Origin of the sequence: Parafrankia irregularis (assembly GCF_001536285.1) — a bacterium.
Taxonomy (GTDB): domain Bacteria; phylum Actinomycetota; class Actinomycetes; order Frankiales; family Frankiaceae; genus Parafrankia; species Parafrankia irregularis.
Map to the genome: position 1 here is coordinate 78833 of NZ_FAOZ01000021.1, position 16487 is coordinate 95319.

The 16487-nt window shown below is 71.3% G+C and carries 13 protein-coding genes; 8 read left to right on the forward strand and 5 right to left on the reverse strand.

Annotated features, from left to right (window positions below; all coding sequences use genetic code 11):
* Positions 1–42 precede the first annotated feature (42 nt).
* Positions 43–525: an alternative ribosome rescue aminoacyl-tRNA hydrolase ArfB gene (arfB, locus tag AWX74_RS25905; RefSeq protein ID WP_198955616.1), complete on the forward strand. Its 483-nt coding sequence runs from the start codon at positions 43–45 to the stop codon at positions 523–525.
* Between the two features lie 475 nt (positions 526–1000).
* On the opposite strand, the gene AWX74_RS25910 is transcribed toward arfB, so the two are convergent.
* Both AWX74_RS25910 and mca read right to left on the reverse strand, forming a co-directional pair.
* Positions 1001–1378, reverse strand: a complete 378-nt coding sequence (locus tag AWX74_RS25910) for a hypothetical protein (RefSeq protein WP_091282194.1) — start codon at positions 1376–1378, stop codon at positions 1001–1003.
* 96 nt (positions 1379–1474) lie between these two features.
* The gene (mca, locus tag AWX74_RS25915) at positions 1475–2380 is read right to left on the reverse strand and encodes a mycothiol conjugate amidase Mca (protein WP_091282198.1); all 906 of its coding nucleotides are present in this window, start codon (positions 2378–2380) and stop codon (positions 1475–1477) included.
* 571 nt (positions 2381–2951) lie between these two features.
* On the opposite strand from mca, the gene greA reads away from it, so the two are divergent.
* The 5 genes from greA to AWX74_RS25940 all read left to right on the forward strand — a co-directional run bounded on the left by greA (position 2952) and on the right by AWX74_RS25940 (position 9154).
* On the forward strand, positions 2952–3437 hold the full coding sequence (gene greA / locus AWX74_RS25920; protein ID WP_091282201.1) for a transcription elongation factor GreA: 486 nt from the start codon (positions 2952–2954) through the stop codon (positions 3435–3437).
* 165 nt (positions 3438–3602) lie between these two features.
* Positions 3603–5114, forward strand: coding sequence for a magnesium chelatase ATPase subunit I (locus tag AWX74_RS25925; RefSeq protein WP_054565501.1), 1512 nt, complete (start codon positions 3603–3605; stop codon positions 5112–5114).
* Between the two features lie 96 nt (positions 5115–5210).
* Complete coding sequence (locus AWX74_RS25930; RefSeq protein WP_091282204.1) at positions 5211–7214, forward strand: vWA domain-containing protein; 2004 nt, start codon at positions 5211–5213, stop codon at positions 7212–7214.
* A 291-nt stretch (positions 7215–7505) separates the two neighbouring features.
* A complete protein-coding gene (locus AWX74_RS25935) occupies positions 7506–8567 on the forward strand; it encodes a trypsin-like serine peptidase (RefSeq protein WP_242666423.1) in 1062 nt (353 codons plus the stop codon).
* 125 nt (positions 8568–8692) lie between these two features.
* The gene (locus AWX74_RS25940) at positions 8693–9154 is read left to right on the forward strand and encodes a hypothetical protein (protein WP_091282212.1); all 462 of its coding nucleotides are present in this window, start codon (positions 8693–8695) and stop codon (positions 9152–9154) included.
* Between the two features lie 62 nt (positions 9155–9216).
* Here AWX74_RS25940 and AWX74_RS25945 read toward each other — a convergent pair whose 3' ends face one another.
* Positions 9217–10107: an alpha/beta fold hydrolase gene (locus AWX74_RS25945; RefSeq protein ID WP_091282215.1), complete on the reverse strand. Its 891-nt coding sequence runs from the start codon at positions 10105–10107 to the stop codon at positions 9217–9219.
* A 298-nt stretch (positions 10108–10405) separates the two neighbouring features.
* Between AWX74_RS25945 and AWX74_RS25950 the strand changes: the two genes are divergently transcribed.
* Positions 10406–12112 carry an MBOAT family O-acyltransferase gene (locus AWX74_RS25950; protein WP_091282219.1) on the forward strand — a complete coding sequence of 569 codons (1707 nt, stop codon included), beginning with the start codon at positions 10406–10408 and terminating at the stop codon, positions 12110–12112.
* 234 nt (positions 12113–12346) lie between these two features.
* On the opposite strand, the gene AWX74_RS25955 is transcribed toward AWX74_RS25950, so the two are convergent.
* Positions 12347–14362, reverse strand: coding sequence for a phosphocholine-specific phospholipase C (locus AWX74_RS25955; protein ID WP_091282223.1), 2016 nt, complete (start codon positions 14360–14362; stop codon positions 12347–12349).
* A 639-nt stretch (positions 14363–15001) separates the two neighbouring features.
* Between AWX74_RS25955 and AWX74_RS25965 the strand changes: the two genes are divergently transcribed.
* Positions 15002–15988: a DUF459 domain-containing protein gene (locus tag AWX74_RS25965; protein WP_091282229.1), complete on the forward strand. Its 987-nt coding sequence runs from the start codon at positions 15002–15004 to the stop codon at positions 15986–15988.
* Between the two features lie 45 nt (positions 15989–16033).
* Here AWX74_RS25965 and AWX74_RS25970 read toward each other — a convergent pair whose 3' ends face one another.
* Positions 16034–16432, reverse strand: coding sequence for a hypothetical protein (locus AWX74_RS25970; protein WP_054565238.1), 399 nt, complete (start codon positions 16430–16432; stop codon positions 16034–16036).
* Positions 16433–16487 lie beyond the last annotated feature (55 nt).

Sequence of the window (16487 nt, forward strand, 5' to 3'; positions counted from 1 at the left end):
GCGCACAACAGGTAACGGCGTCGCGGGCGGATCAGGCCCGAAATGCCCGCGACGACCGAGCCGTCGCCCTGGGACGATGGCGGGGTGCTGCCGAGCGTTCTGATGATCCGGCCGGGGTTCGCGATCCCGGCCGGCGAGCTCACGTGGCGCTACTCGCGATCCGCGGGGCCGGGTGGGCAGTCGGTGAACACCTCGGACAGCCGCGTCGAGCTTTCGTTCGATCTTGCCCGCGCGCCATCCGTGCCCGAGCGGATGCGAGCCAGGGCGCTGGCGCGGCTGGAGGGTCGCCTGGTCGGTGGGGTTCTGACCCTGGCCGCGTCCGAGCATCGCTCGCAGCTACGGAACCGGGAGGCCGCGGCGGCACGGCTGGCCGACGTCCTGCGGGAGGCCACGGCACCTCCACCGCGGCCACGGCGGCCGACCAGCCCCACCCGTGGTTCGGTCGAGCGGCGGCTGGCCGGCAAGAAGCGCCGCAGCGAGATCAAAAAGGATCGAGGCGGGGGCCGCCGCGGGCCAGATGAGTGATCAGGCCCGGGAACCGAGCGGGAAAGGGGTGGCCGGCGGGGGTGCGTGAGTGTCGCACGGGCTCGGCCTCCGGCACGGGGGGGCTCCCCGACGTTCGTCCGACCATCCGACCAGCCGACCACGATTTTCTCATGGCCGCGCGTGCCCGAAGCCGCCCTCTCGCTGTCGCACCATGGCGCCGATCAAGATCGGTAGTCCGTCGTACGGGTGGCGTTCGTACGCCAGGAACGTGACTGGCGTCCTGAGCGCGGTGGCCCGGCAGGGCGAGTCCGAAGCGTGAAGGATGTTGGCCGTTCCGACAACCAAAATCCCTCACGCTTGCGGATTGCCAGGTGACCCCGCACCCCTTTTGCCCCTCTTGAGGCGAATTGCTGGCGTTACGCGGCGGCGCGGGATCCGACAGCAACGGCAGCCCGAAGCTCGGGATCTCGCCACACGCTCCCGGCCGTCGTGCCGGCGGCGGGGCGGGCTCGGCTCAGACCGAGCCGGTTCCCGTATCCTCCGCTGTTCCCTGTCTGCCGCGCTGGCGAGGAAGCTTCTCCTTGGCTCCCTTCGCCCCCTTGGCCGGCGCAGCCGCGCTCGCACTCGCAGCCGCGGCGCCCTCGGCGCCGCGCTCGGCGGTGGCCAGAGCGCCCGCCGCCGGGTCACCGACCGCCTCGCCGCGGTTCGTCAGATCCCCGCGCGGCCGGCCGAACTCGCCGTTCTCCACGTTCGCCCGCATCCTGCGCAGGCTCTTCGAGAGGAGCACGAAGAGCCCGGCTGACGCGAGGATCAGCACGAAGACCACGAGGGCGCCGCTGGTGCCCGTGCCTATCTCGGCGGCGAGCCGCACCCCGCCGGACGTGTCATCCACTGACCAGCACCTCCTGTAGTCAAGAGTCTTTCAGCTGACGGTCCGCGGCCAGCGATGCCGCGGTGCCGCGGTGCCGCGACAACAGCCGAAAGGCTCTCAGCGGATTCCGTTGAACAGATCGTCTTCGGGTAGTACGCCCACCTCGATCAGGGACCGGGCGAGCTGGTAGTCCTCGGTGGGCCAGGCGTCGCGCTGCAGGGTGAGCGGTACCCGGAACCACGGCCCGTCCGGGTCGACCTGGGTCGCATGCGCGAGCAGGGCGCGGTCCCGGACCTCGAACCAGTCCTCGCAGCGAACCCGAGTGGTCAACCGGCCGGTGTCCTCCGCCCGGTCGATCCATTCGTCCAGCCGCTTCCCATAGGGCGACTCCAGGCCCGCGGCGCGCATCCCCTCGTGCAGGGCGAGGATGCGGTCCTTGTGGAAGGTCAGGTGGTAATAGAGCTTCAGCGGCTGCCACGGCGCAAGGCCCAGCTCGAGGCCCACCTCGGGATAGCGGGAGGGGTCACCGGCGGCCTCGAACGCCTCCACGCTGATCTGGTGGGTCATGATGTGATCCGGATGCGGGTAGCCGCCGTTCTCGTCGTAGGTCGTGACGACCTGCGGGCGGAACTGGCGGATCAGGCGCACCAGCGGGCGGGCGGCGTCCGCCAGGGGCTGCGTGGCGAAGGTCCCCTCGGGCAGTGGCGGCAGCGGGTCACCTTCGGGCAGCCCCGAGTCGATGAACCCCAGCCACTCCTGCTGCACTCCGAGTATCTTCCGTGCCCGTTCCATCTCCTCACGCCGGACCTCTGGCATCCGCGCGAGGACCTCGGGCGAATCCATTGCCGGATTGAGGATGCTGCCCGCCTCACCGCCGGTACACGTGACCACCAGCACCTCGACGCCCTCGTGGGCATAGCGGGCCATCGTCGCCGCGCCCTTGCTGGACTCGTCATCGGGATGCGCGTGGACGGCCATGAGCCGCAGACCACGCTCCTGTTCGGCCGGGAGCATGCAGCCCATTGTGGCTGACGTCCGGAGCGGACCGGGCCGGCCGGCGCCCGCGCGGCGGCCACCTGGGCCGCCGCAGGGCAGCCCCCTGTGGGCCCTCAACCGCCTGGCTCCGCACCAACCGGGGCGGTCGACCGCCCCGGGAACGAGGGACAGGCCGGCACAAACGAGACCCAGCTCACTCTTGATCTGGAAAAGTCACCGAGCGGCGTGGCACAATACACCGTCCGCACACGCTCCAAAGACGCCGGTTCACCGGTCTGCGGGCGGACGGTCTCTGGCAGGTGGCGTCGTCTGCAAACCGACATCGTCGTCGGGCCCACCTTTGAGGGATCATCGGCCCGTGACCACGGCGGGAAGTCGTCATGACGACCTCGCACTGTGGGAACCGACGTCGAGGGCGGCCCGGACCACCCGCTTGCACTGAAGCAGCAACAGCACCGAAGCAGCGACCAGCACCGAACTGAACCAGCAACAGCCCCGTGGCGCCTGCCGTGAGCGGGCCCCACCCGGGCGCGCCGCCGGGAGCCTCGGCTCCCTCCGATAGACTCAGAACTTTGGTATTCCTCGAGGAGCGTGACGCGTGACGCAGCAGACCTGGCTCACCCAGGAGGCCTACGACCGACTTCGCTCCGAGCTCGAGTACCTCACGGGCACCTGGCGTACGGAGATCGCCACGAAGATCGAGGCAGCCCGTGAGGAAGGCGACCTGCGGGAGAACGGCGGCTACCACGCGGCCAAGGAGGAGCAGGGCAAGCAGGAGGCCCGGATCCGCCAGCTGATGGACCTGCTCCGCGACGCGCGGGTCGGCGAGACCTCGCCCGCCGTGTCCGGTGAGGCCGGGCCCGGGATGATCGTCGAGATCAGGTTCCCCGGTGAGAAGGAGACCGAGAAGTTCCTCATCGGCTCACGCGAGGATCACAGCACGAGCATCGAGGTGTTCTCTCCCGCGTCTCCCCTCGGCGGCGCCGTCACCGGCCACAAGGCCGGCGAGACGGTGAACTACACGTTGCCTAACGGCCGTTCGGCCGCGGTGGAGATCGTCGCGGTGTCGCCGTACGCGGGCTGAGCCGCCCAGCGGGGCCGCACCCGCGGCGTCCCACCTGCGGTGACGCACCTGCCATGGGGTGCGGTCGGCCGATGGGAACGGACCGGCGGGCCGGCGCGACTACGCCATAAGCGGACGACATCCCATGCCGCTGCGCGCGGGCCGGTGTGGACGTACCGTCAGCTGGTGGCAGATCCGCCGGCTCCGCACAGTCCGTCCACACCTCCCACGAAGCACATCGCCGCCCCCGCGGCGGCACCGACGGCGAGCGCCCCCTCGGCATCCGGGCCTCCGCCAGCCGCTATCACCCTTGCTGACCTGCGCCTTTCCGGCCATCGTCACCGGTCGGTGCGGGCCGAGCTGCGGGAGAACCTGCTTGCGCGGATGCGGTCGGACGAACCCCGTTTCCCGGGCATCGTCGGCTTCGACGACACTGTTCTCCCGCAGGTCGAGCGGGCACTGCTCGCTGGGCACGACATCGTGTTCCTGGGCGAGCGCGGCCAGGGCAAGACCCGTCTGATCCGGACGCTCGTCGGCCTGCTCGACGAGTGGTCGCCCGCCGTCGCCGGCTGCGAGATCAACGATCACCCCTACGCTCCGGTCTGCGGCCGGTGCCGCCTGCTGCTCGCCGAGGTCGGCGAGCAGTTGCCCGTGACCTGGCGGCACCGCTCCGAGCGGTTCGGGGAGAAGCTGGCGACCCCCGACACCAGCGTCGGTGACCTGATCGGCGACGTCGACCCGGTCAAGGTCGCCGAGGGCCGCACCCTCGGCGACCCCGAAACCGTGCACTACGGGCTGGTGCCGCGGACCAACCGCGGCATCTTCAGCGTGAACGAGCTGCCCGACCTCGCCGAGCGCATCCAGGTGGCGCTGCTCAACGTGCTGGAGGAGCGCGACATCCAGGTCCGCGGCTACATGCTGCGGCTGCCGCTGGACCTGCTGCTGGTCGCCTCCGCGAACCCGGAGGACTACACCAACCGCGGCCGCATCATCACCCCGCTCAAGGACCGTTTCGGTGCCGAGGTCCGCACCCACTACCCGCTGCGGCTGGACGACGAGCTGAGCCTCATCCGCCAGGAGGCCGTGATCTCCTGGGCCGACGCGCCGCTGGGCACCCCCGAGCTGCCCGACCATCTCATCGAGGTGGTGGCCCGCTTCACCCGGCTTGTCCGCGACGCGCCGCAGGTCGACCAGCGCTCCGGTGTCTCGGCCCGGCTTGCGGTCGCGGCGGCCGAGACGGTGGCCGCCTCCGCCGTTCGGCGGGCGGCGCTGACCGGTGAGGACAGCGCGACCGCGCGGGTCGTCGACCTCGCCGCGATCGTGCCGGCGGTCCGCGGCAAGGTCGAGTTCGACCAGCTGGAGGAGGGCCGGGAGGACGAGGTCCTGGCGCTGATGTTGCGCCGGGCCATCGCGGAGACCTTCCGCGCGAAGCTCGCCGGGACCGACCTCTCCGGCCTGCAGGACCGCTTCGAGCGCGACGGTGCCGTGGAGACCGGCGATCTCGTCCCGGCCGCCGAGCTGCTGCGCCGGATCGGGCCGGTACCAGGCCTGTCAGCGATCCTCACTCGCCTGGACGTCGACGGAGCGGAGTCGCCGGGCCTGGCCGCCGCGGCGCTGGAGCTGGCGATGGAGGGCCTGCACCTCAACCGGCGCCTCGCCAAGGAGGAACTGCCCGGGCGGACGGTGTACGGCGGCTGACCGTCGGGCGGTTCGACCCGTCGGGCGGTTCGCCCGGCCACGCGCGACTCGCCCGACCACAAACAGAATCACGCGGCAGGCCACCAGGAGGCACCGGTGAGCTCCGGACAGTTCCGATACGGCCCCTGGGACGGCGGGCCCGACCCGCTGGCGTCCCCCTTCTCCGCAACCGACGCCGTCGACGAGATGTCCCACCAGATCCTGGAGGGACGTACGCCGCGGGAGGCCCTGGACACCCTGTTGCGCCGGGGCATGCCGGGCCGCCGCGGCCTGGACGACCTGCGCCGCGCGATCGAGCGCCGCCGCCGCGAGGCCCGTTCCCGCGGCCGGCTCGACGGCACCCTCGACGAGGTCCGGCGTCTGCTCGACACGGCCGTCGGCCAGGAGCGGGCCGCGTTGTTCCCAGACCCCGGTGACGAGGCGCGGCTGCGGGAGGCGGAGCTGGACGCGCTGCCGTCCGATCCCGCCCGCGCGGTGCGGGAGCTCGCCGACTACGACTGGCGCTCGCAGCAGGCCCGCGAGACCTACGACCAGATCTCCGACCTGTTGCGCCGCGAGGTGCTCGACGCGCAGTTCCGCGGGATGAAGCAGGCGTTGCAGGGCGCCACCCCGGATGACCTGGCGCGCGTGCGCGAGATGGTCCGCGATCTCAACGACCTGTTGGAGGCGGACGCCCGGGGCGAGGAGACCGGGGCCCGCTTCGAGGAGTTCATGCGCAGGCACGGCGAGTTCTTCCCGGAGAACCCCCGCGACCTCGAGGAGCTTGTCGACTCGCTGGCCCGGCGGGCCGCCGCGGCCCAGCGGCTGCTGGCCGGCCTCACCCCGGCACAACGCCAGGAGCTGGCCGATCTGATGGCGACCGCGATGGAGGACCTGGGCCTGTCCGGCGAGATGTCCCGGCTGTCGCGGGCACTGCAGTCAGCCCGCCCGGACCTGGACTGGGGTGGGCGGGGACGCGGGCGCGGGCGGGCTCGTGGGCGCTTCCCGGAGGCGATGACCGGGGACGAGCCGCTCGGCTTCGGGGACGCCACGAGCGCGCTGGAGGAGCTCGCCGAACTCGACGAGCTCGCCGCGGCGCTCAGCCAGGACTACCCGGGTGCCTCCCTCGAGGACGTCGACCCGGAAGCCGTCGAGCGGGCGCTGGGCCGCACCGCCGTCGACGACCTGCGCCAGCTCCAGCAGATCGAGCGTGAGCTGGAGCGGCAGGGCTTCATCACCCGCCGCGCGGGCACGTTGGAGCTCACTCCGCGGGCGGTGCGGCGCATCGGCGACGTGGCGCTGGCCCGCATCTTCCGCGACGTCGCCGCGCGCGGGCGCGGTGATCACACGAACACCGACGCCGGTTCCGCCGGTGATCTGCTCGGTACCTCCCGGCGCTGGCAGTTCGGCGACACCCAGCCGATCGACGTGGTCCGCACCGTCCGCAACGCGGTGCTTCGGGCGGGGCCGCCCGGCCCGGGCCGCCGGGTGCGGCTTTCCGTCGACGACTTCGAGGTCGCCGAGACCGAGCGGCGCACCAGCGCGGCGGTCTGCCTGCTGGTGGACCTGTCGTACTCGATGGCCCTGCGCGGCACCTGGGGGGTGGCGAAGTCGACGGCGCTCGCGCTGCACTCGCTTGTCACCACCCGTTTCCCCCAGGACAAGGTGCACATCATCGGCTTCTCCGACTACGCGCGGGAGCTTCGCCCCGTAGAGCTGGCGGGGCTGGACTCGGAGATGGTGCAGGGCACCAACCTGCAGCACGCGCTGCTGATCGCGGGCCGGCTGCTGCGCCGGTATCCGGAGGCCGAGCCGGTGATCATGGTGGTCACGGACGGCGAGCCCACCGCCCACCTGCAGCGGGACGGTTCGTCCTCGTTCTCCTGGCCACCCATGCCCGAGACCCTGGAGCTCACTCTGGCCGAGGTCGAGCGACTGACCCGCCGCGGTGTGACGATCAACGTCTTCATGCTGGACGACGAGCCCCGGCTGGTCCGGTTCGTCGAGGAGATGGCCCAGCGCAACGGCGGTCGGGTGCTCTCGCCGGACCCGGCCACCCTCGGCAGTTACGTCATCCGGGACTACCTGCGTGCCCGGGGGGCCCGCCGGGTGGCTCGCTGAGAGGCCGACCGCCAACTGCAGGCACTATCAGTTAGCTAGCTGCTACCGTGCGCGGTCGTGGTGACAGAGTGCGAGCGCGACGAGGACCACGACGGAGGCCACGGACAAGGCCACGAACAGGGCCACGGAGCCGATCGGCACCGACCGTCGACGGACCGGCCACGGCGGACGAACCGGTTGCGGCGGACGAACCGGTTGCGGTGGACGAGCCGGCCGCGGTCGGCAGATCCAGCCCGGGCGACAGGCCGACCGGCGTCGCGGTGGCGTGGACGACGGCACCTCGCCGGCGCCGTGGCCGCGGCCGCCGCGCTCTGCGCCCTCCTACCGGGCACCCTCCTGCCTGCGCTTCCGACGCTGGCCTCCGCGGCGACGGGTGGCGACCACAGCCCGGTACAGTCCCTGCGGTCCGCCCTCAGCCGGGAGCTGCCGGGGCCGTTCGCGGGCCCCTACTCCGAACCGCTGAGCCGCCCGTACGCGAAGCCGATGTCCGCTCCCGTCGCCCGGACCGATCTCGAGCAGGCGCGGATCTCCGCGTACTGGTCGGCGCAGCGGCGCAGCCGCGCCCAGGTCGCGGACGCGGCCGGTCGGGACGGCCGACCAGTGCCGAAGCGGCTCGACGGGCCCACCGGGACCGATCAGACCCTCGAGGCCACCAGCCCACCGCCGCCGAGCACCGGGTCGCCGTACGCCTACGGCGGACTGGTGACGAAGACCGTCGGCCGCCTGTTCACCACGATCAACGACGTCGACTACGCCTGTTCGGCCACGGTCGTGACGAGCACGGGACGCGACCTCGCGGTGACCGCCGGGCACTGCCTGCACGAGGGCAGCGGTGGCGCCTTCGCGACCAACGTGGCCTTCATGCCCGGCTACTCCGACGGCTCCCTGCCCTTCGGGCTCTGGGCCGCCCGGCTGATCACCGTGACGCCGGGCTGGGGCCTGCGGGGCGACTTCGACTACGACACCGGCTTCATCCTGTTCAACACGCGCGCCGGGCAGCACATCGAGGATGTCGTCGGCGGCGAGAAGATCACCTTCAACCAGCCCCGGACGCTCGCCCAGTACGCCTTCGGCTACCCCCGGCTCGGGAAGTACACCGGCGAGGAGCTGATCTACTGCGCCGGGCCGTCCAGCGACGACCCTTATGGCACCACCTCGATGGGCCTGGCCTGTGACATGACCGGCGGGGCCAGCGGTGGCCCGCTGTTCACCGGGCTCGGCCGGGCCGGGCCCGGCGCCGGCTGGGTCGACAGCGTCGTCAGCTACGCCTACGCCTCGGACCCGGAGACCATCTACGGCACCTACTTCGGCCGCGCGATCGAGCTGCTCTACTACCAGTCGAACGACCTTTGACACCGACCTCTGCCACCGACCTCTGACACCAGCCGAACGGCCGGTCGGGACTACCAGTCGAGCAACCGCCGACGCGGCGCCGCCCGGTGAACCGGCCGGCAACAGCCGCCCGATACGGTCTGGCCATGCCGCATTCAGGCAGCTACGGACTCTTCCTGACCCTGCACGTACTCTCCGCGTTCCTCCTGGTCGGCCCGCTCTGCATGACGATCGCGACGGCGCCCTGGCTGGTCCACGCGGGCCCGGCCGGCCTGTCCAGGCTGCGGGCGGCCGCCCGCACCACCTGGTACCTGCCGCCCGCGACCGTTCTGGTCGCCCTGTTCGGGCTGGTGATCGTCCACCGGGGACCGTTCGGCAGCCTTCGCCGGATCAGCGATCCGTGGCTGCTGACATCCGGCCTGCTGTGGATCACGGCCGTCGTGATCAGCATGGCCGTGATCTCCAGGGGCCTGCGGCGGGCCGTCCACGACATCGAGCGCGGCGGCGACGCGCGCCGCCAGCTCCCGGCGATCACGATCGGCGCCGCCGCCACGGTCACCTGCTGGGTCGTGATCATATGCCTCATGGTGATGAAGCCGGGTTACTGAGCCCTTTCCGTCATCGACTCGGCGCACGGCGCACCTGACCGTGGGCGGTGCGGGGAACAGGCTCACTGCACCGCCGCACGCAGGGACTCGCCGTGGTGGGTGACGTCGTCGACCCGGTCGAGAAGCCGCTCCCAGATCTCGCGGGGCAGATCATGTGCCATCCCGTCGATCTCCAGGAGCTCCGCGGACGGAACGGTGGCCGCCGTGAGCCGCCCGCCGCGCACCGGGATCAGCGGATCGTGCGTTCCGTGCACCACGAGCGTCGGCACCCGCAGGCCGCGCAGCGCCGCGGAGCGGTCCGTCGCGACCAGGATCGCCGCCAGCTGACGCGCCACCCCGGCGGGGTTCTGCCGACGTTCCCAGAGCTGCTTCGACCGGCTGTGCAGCCACGGGACGTCGACCGCGAACTCCGGCGAGCCGATCACCCGCGCGGACTCCTCCGCCCTGGCGATGAACTCGTCCAGGCTGGTCGGGCTTGGCCGTAGCAGCAGCTCGACGGCCTCGTCCGACGGCTTGACACTGTGATCGCCGGGGTGGGACATCACGGAGGTGAGGCTGCGCACCCGGTCCGGGCTGTTCAGCGCCAGCAGCTGCGCGACCATCCCGCCGAGCGAGACGCCGAACACGTGGGCGGACTCGACGCCGAGGGCGTCCAGCAGCCCGATGGTGTCGGCGGCCATGTCCTCGAGGCCGTAGGGCGCGAGCGCGGCCTGGCCGGACACGATCCCCAACAGGTCGGGCGGGCCATGCCAGTCCAGATGGGTGGAATGCCCGACATCACGGTTGTCGAAGGTGATCACGTGGTAGCCACGCCGGACCATGCTCGCCACGAGGTCGGGATGCCAGCCGACGAGATGCTGCCCGAGCCCGCCCACCAGCAGCAGCGGGAAGCCGTCCGGATCACCGTGCGTCTCGACGGCCAGCTCGATGCCGTTGGCCGGAACGATTCTCATGACCCGGGACGGTAGCGACAGTCCCACCCGTTCGTCAGTACACGGCTACGCATTCGGTTCCAGCTCACCGTCGCACAGGCGGCGGTGCGCACGGGCGGAGGTGTGCACAGGCGGCGGTGTGCACAGGCGGCGGTGTACGTCCGCCGGCGCGGGGCCTGGCCGGGTTCGTCCCGGCCATCTGGTGCGGTACCAGCCCACCCGCGTGTGTCCAGGCCCGTCGAGCGGCGCATCCGCCGCACTTCAACTACGTTCTGTAGTGAATCTTTTCCTCTCCGTAGCAGACGCCGGACGGTTACGCGTGGTATTTCCTACGATCGAGTTCGCCGCGTTCCTGGTGATCGTCATGGCCGTCTCCTGGCTGCTCATGCCGGTTCCGGCACTGTGGAAACCGTTCATCCTGGCCGCCTCGTACTTCTTCTATTCCTATGCGGACGCCCGCTTCGTCCTGTTGATCATTTCCTCGACGCTGATCAACCAGCTCGCCGCCGTGGCGATCGGGCGCTGGCGCGACCGACGGATCCTGATCGCCGCGATCGTCTGCGATCTCGGACTGCTGGGCTGGTTCAAGTACTACGGCTTCTTCGCGCTGTCCGTGGACCGGGCCCTGCAGGACATCGGCCTGCCGGCGCCGCTGCCGCTGCTGCAGGTGGCGCTGCCCATCGGCATCTCCTTCTTCACGTTCCAGGCCCTCTCCTACGTGATCGACGTCTGGCGCGGCGACATCCGGCCCGTCTCGCTGATCGACTTCGCCGTGTACGAGGCCTTCTTCCCCCACCTGGTCGCCGGGCCAATCGTGCGCGCGAGCGAGTTCACCCCCCAGCTCGCCACCCCACGCGACCCGAGCCAGGTCCAGGTGACCCGGTCGATCTTCCTCATCGGCGGCGGCCTGGTGAAGAAGGTCGTCCTGGCCGACCTGCTGGCCACCCGGATCGTGGACCCGGTCTTCGACGCCCCGGGCCAGCATTCGTCCGGCGAGATCGCGGTGGCCGTCTACGGGTACGCCGTGCAGATCTACTGCGACTTCTCCGCGTACTCCGACATCGCGATCGGCGTGGCCCTGCTGCTGGGCTTCCGGTTCCCCGACAACTTCGACCGCCCCTACGCGGCCGTCAGCCTGCAGGACTTCTGGCGCCGCTGGCACATGACCCTGTCCCGCTGGCTGCGCGACTACGTCTACCTGCCACTCGGCGGCAACCGCCGGGGGCGCCGCCGGACCTACCTCAACCTGATGATCACCATGGTTCTCGGCGGTCTGTGGCACGGCGCGGCGTGGACGTTCGTCATCTGGGGCGCGCTGCACGGCGGCGTCCTCGCCGGCGAGCGCGCCTGGCGCGCGCACCGCGGCGGACCGGGCGGACGTCCCGGGCGCGGGCCCACCGGGGCCACCGGGCCCAGGCACCGCGCTGGCGGAACAGCCGGTGCCGGCGGAACAGGCGGCGCTGGCGGAACGGTGGTGTTGCCGCGGCCCAAACAGCCCGAGCTGGCAGAACCCGGCTTTGCGGCGTCACACCCCCTGCCCGCGCCGACGCCGTCGCGGGAGGAGCTACCGGGAACAGGCATCGCCCCGACCGGTCCCCGCGAACCCGGGCTGGCCGCAGGGGCGGCCGTGCTCGCGACGGCGGCCCAGCCGATCGCGGCGACGACCCCGATGCGCGGCCCGACGAACCTCCCCCGGGTCTGGCTCGGACGGATCCTCGTCTTTCACTTCGTCTGCGCGGCCTGGGTCCTGTTCCGGTCCCCCGACCTCGGTACCGCGGCCGAGATCTTCGGCCGGCTGTTCACCGCCGGCGGGCCCTCTCCCCTGGTGACGACGACCGTGCTGGTCGCGATCGCGGCGGGGTTGGGCGCCGCCGCGGTGCCCAGCTGGTGGTGGGTGCGCGCCCAGGGCCTGTTCGCCGCCCGACGCCTCGGCACCCAGATCATCCTGGTGGTCACCTTCCTGCTGGTGATCTACGCCTTCGTCGGCCAGCAGGACGTCGCCCCGTTCATCTACTTCCGGTTCTGAGCGTCCGCGACTCAACGCGCCGCAGCATCGCCACGCAGTTCCGGCAATTCACCTCAAGAGGGACAAATGGGCGCCTGATGGCCGCCCTGATGGCCGCAAGGAAGGAGGATTTTGGTCGTCGGAACGACCAAAATCGCTCACTCTTGCGGCTCGCCAAACCGGGCTACCGGGCGGGTGCCGGCCTTACCCGGAGCGGCGCCGGGCCATCGTGAGGATGGCCCGGCGCTCCTGAGGTCAGTGGCCCAGCTGCGGGTCGCTGATCGAGGACGAGCCGTCCTCCAGGTGCCCCGCGAACCCGCGCACCCAGGCGGTGCCCGGCACGGTGACGGTCAGGTCGTACCAGCCGCCACTGCCACGGGTGTCAATCGTGATCTTCACGTTGCCCTTCGCCTGGGAAACCCGGCCCTGGTAGGCGCTCGCCACCTCGACGTTGACGCCCTTCGGCGCGTCGATGGACAGCTGCAGCGTCTTCGAGCGTCCCGAACGCGCCACGGTGACGGTGACGGTGTCCGACCCGGCCGTGCCGGCGTACCGCCGGAAGAATCCGTTCGGGCCATGCAGGTGGATGTCGTAGTCGCCACTGACCGGCCACTCCGCGCGCAGACGGTCCCCGGCGCCGACGGTGTAGCTGTGCGGCGCGCCGACGGGGGCGAGCAGCCTGGCCTGGAAGTGCGCACCGAGCGACCCGCGGTTGTCGAGCTCGACGGAGATCGCCGGCTTCTTCGCCGTGCTCTTCTCCGTGGCCTCGAGGTAGTACGGCGTCGGGCGGGCCGGCCGGGTGCCGGACTCCTGCTTCGGCATCTGGCCCACCGCGGGCACGGTCGGGCGGTAGGTGGGGTGGCGCAGCCGGTCGGCCGGCGCCCACGCGGTGGTGTCGGGCAGCCGGGGGTTACGGGCATCACGGGAGAAGTCGAACGCCGAGGTGAGGTCGCCGCACACCGCCCGCCGCCACGGCGTGATGTTGGGCTCCTTGATCCGGAAGCGCTTCTCCAGGAACTGGATGATCGAGGTGTGGTCGAAGGTCTCCGAGGAGACCCAGCCACCGACGCTCCACGGCGAGACCGCGAAGAACGGCACCCGGGGCCCGAGCCCGTAATGGCCGTCACCGAGCGGTCCGGTGTAGAACTCGTTGTCCGTCCGGACTGTGCTCGCACCCGGGATCAGTGGGTTGTTGACATGCGGCGGGACAAGGTGGTCGAAGAAGCCGTCGTTCTCGTCGTAGGTGACGAGCAGGACGGTCCTGCTCCACACCTCCGGGTTGGCGGTCAGCGCGTCGAGAACCTTGGCGATGTACCAGGCGCCGTAGTTCGTCGGCCAGTTCGAGTGCTCGCTGAACGTCTCGGGTGCGACGACCCAGCTGACGCTCGGCAGCTGGTTCTTCGCGACGTCGGCGCGAAGCAGCTCGAAGTAGTCCTGGCCATCCCGGTTCTTCGTGCCCCGGCGAGCCTTCTCGTACAGCGCGTCGCCCGGCACCGCGTTGCGGTAGCTGTTGAAGTAGAGCAGCGAGTTGTCGCCGTAGTTGCCGATGTACGGATCGCTGGTCCAGCCCCAGGAACCGGCGTCGTCAAGCCCGGTTCCCTCGTCCTGGTAGATCTTCCAGCTGACGCCCGCGGCCTCGAGCCGCTCCGGGTACGTCTTCCAGTCGTAGCCGAGCTCGTCGTTGTAGAGGACGGGCCCGCCGCCCTTGCCGTCGTTACCCGTCCAGCCCGACCACATGTAGTAGCGGTTGGGGTCGGTGTTGCCGATGAACGAGCAGTAGTAGGCGTCGCAGACCGTGAAGGCATCCGCCAGGGCGTAGTGGAAGGACGCGTCCTGCCGCTGGAGGTAGGCCATGGTGGCGGTGCCCTTGGCCGGCACCCACTGGTCGTAGACGCCCTTGTTGAGCGCCTTCTGGCCGTCGGTCCAGCTGTGCGGAAGCCCGGTGAGGAAGGCCGCGCCGAGGTCGGCGGCGTCAGGGTGGAACGGCAGGAGGTCACCGGTGCCGTTCGGCTGGCTCCAGACCTCCTTGCCGCTGGGAAGGATGGCCGGATGCGGGTCACCGAAGCCCCGGACGCCGCGCAGCGCGCCGAAGTAGTGGTCGAAGGAGCGGTTCTCCTGCATGAGGACGACGACGTGCTCGACGTCCCGGATGGTCCCGGTCCGGCGATTCGCGGGGATCGCGGCGGCGCGCGCGATGCTCTGGTCGAGCGCGGTCAGTGCGGCGGCGCCACCGGCCAGGGTCACAAACCGGCGACGATCGAGGTCGACCATGGGGCTCCTTGCCCGAGAAAGTGTGATCCGAGGAGTGCGGGTCGGCCAAGATTTGCGCACCGTCACAACCGGCGGGCGTCTCGCATGTGACCAGCGAGCGAAGCCTTTTCGCCCGCCGGATACCAGAAGGTCAGCTGGCGGACTTCCCACCCGTTTCCGCGTGCCCGAGTTCAGACCGGGGCTACCGCCATGGCCTTCGAGAGCTCCTTTCCAAGCCCCCGGACGGAGCGTGGGCCAAGCGGCAGAACCAGCGATCATCACTTAAGGTAAGCATCCGAATACATATGCCGTTGATCGCGGGGAGTGCTCATGACGCAGCGCGACGAGCCGACGGCCTCGACGCCATCCGCGCCTGCCCCACGCCGAAACCCGGATCGGACGGCACCCACCCCACCCGGCCCAGGAGCGACCGCCCCTCGCACCAACAGCGCACCGGCCACCGCGACACCGGCGGCCTCGGCTACCCAGGCGGCGTCGGCAACCCCGGCGGCACACGGAGCCCCGGCGACCGCCAGCCGACCTCCGGCCAGTCCGGTCACCGCGGGCCCGGCGGCGCCACGACCGCCGGCCGCTGAACCGCCGGCGGCCGGGCCCGGGCCGTCGGTGCCATCGGTGCCGTCGGCGCCATCGGTGCCCACCATGTCCGCACGCCGAGCGCTGCTGCTGGTGGCCGCGTGCCTCGGGCTGCTTGCCGTGCTGCGGTCCGCGGCGATGGTGCACGCCGGCGAGGGGATGCCCCCGGGCACCACCCGAGAGCTCGTTCTCGGAGTCGCCCGCCCGCTGGACCGGATCACCGCCACGCTCAGGCTCAACCAGCCCGACCGGCTTCTGACGACCGCGTTCGGGCACCCCGACCCGACCGGCGCGAAGGCGGACAGTTCGGAGCTCGCCTCAGCCGCCGCGCTGGCCGAGCCGGGGGCGACCGGCGGCCAGGAGCAGGCTCCCCGGCGCCGGGAGAACGTCGTCGCGGCGGCGCCACTGCGGACGCCGACCGCGACCGATCCGCTGCGGGTCCTGGTCACGGGCGATTCGCTGACCGAGTCGCTGGGCCCGACCATCGCCAACACCGAGCCGGCGACGATCCACGCCGAGACCGACACCCGCTTCGGCACCGGGCTGGTACGACCGGACTTCTTCGACTGGGCGACCCACGCCCGGCTCCAGATCACCGGGCGCAACCCGGAGGCGATCGTCGTGATCATGGGTGGCAACGACGGCCAGGGCATCACCCAGCCCGACGGCACGATCCTGCCCGCGGGCTCGGACGAGTGGGCGGCCGAGTACCGCCGCCGGGCGATCGTCCTGATGCGGATCTGGTCCGACGGCGGCAACAGGCGCGTCTTCTGGCTGAGCCTGCCGCCAGCCCGGTCCGGCACCCTCAACGGCTATTTCGCCCGCATGAACGAGGCGACCCAGGCCGCCGCCGAACGGGTTCCCGGTGCACGCTTCCTGGACCTTCGCCCGACGCTGTCCAACGCCGGCCAGTACACCGACTACCTGACCGACAGCAGCGGGCGTTCCGTGCTCATCCGCACCAGAGACGGGGTGCACCTGACACTCGACGGAGCCCGCCTGGCCGCCGCTCCGGTGCTTCAGACCCTGACCCAGGAGTGGCACCTGCACTGACTCTTCCGGCCGGTCGGTCGGTCGGCCGGCCGGCCGGCGATCCGGTCAGCTCGGGCGGAACCCGAAGCCGGGCCCATCAAGATCGCCCCTGGCCGCGGTCACCACCGCGAGCGCCCGTGCGGTCAGCTCCAGAACACCCTGTCCGGGCCCGGCCGGGCCCGGAACCGCCGTCGGCGCCGCCGCGGCGGCCAGGAAGTCGTCCACCAGCACAATCAGCTGATCGGGCAGCGCATGGTCAGCGACGCGGGGTGGGCGGGCCCCGGGAGGCGCGCCGCTGCCCGCCTGCCGGCCGAGCAGCGCGAGCTCGTCGATCAGGGAACGGAGCCGGTCGGCTCTCGTCTCACCGCTGGTGATCCGCACATCCCAGGCGGAACCCGTCCAGCCCCGCGCCCTGGAGACCAGGAGGCTGGCCTGCCGGTTGACCTCGCGGAGCGAATCCGACATCCGAGCAGGATACCTGCCGAGGCACTCGCCACGTCTTGCCCGAGCGAACGGCGAG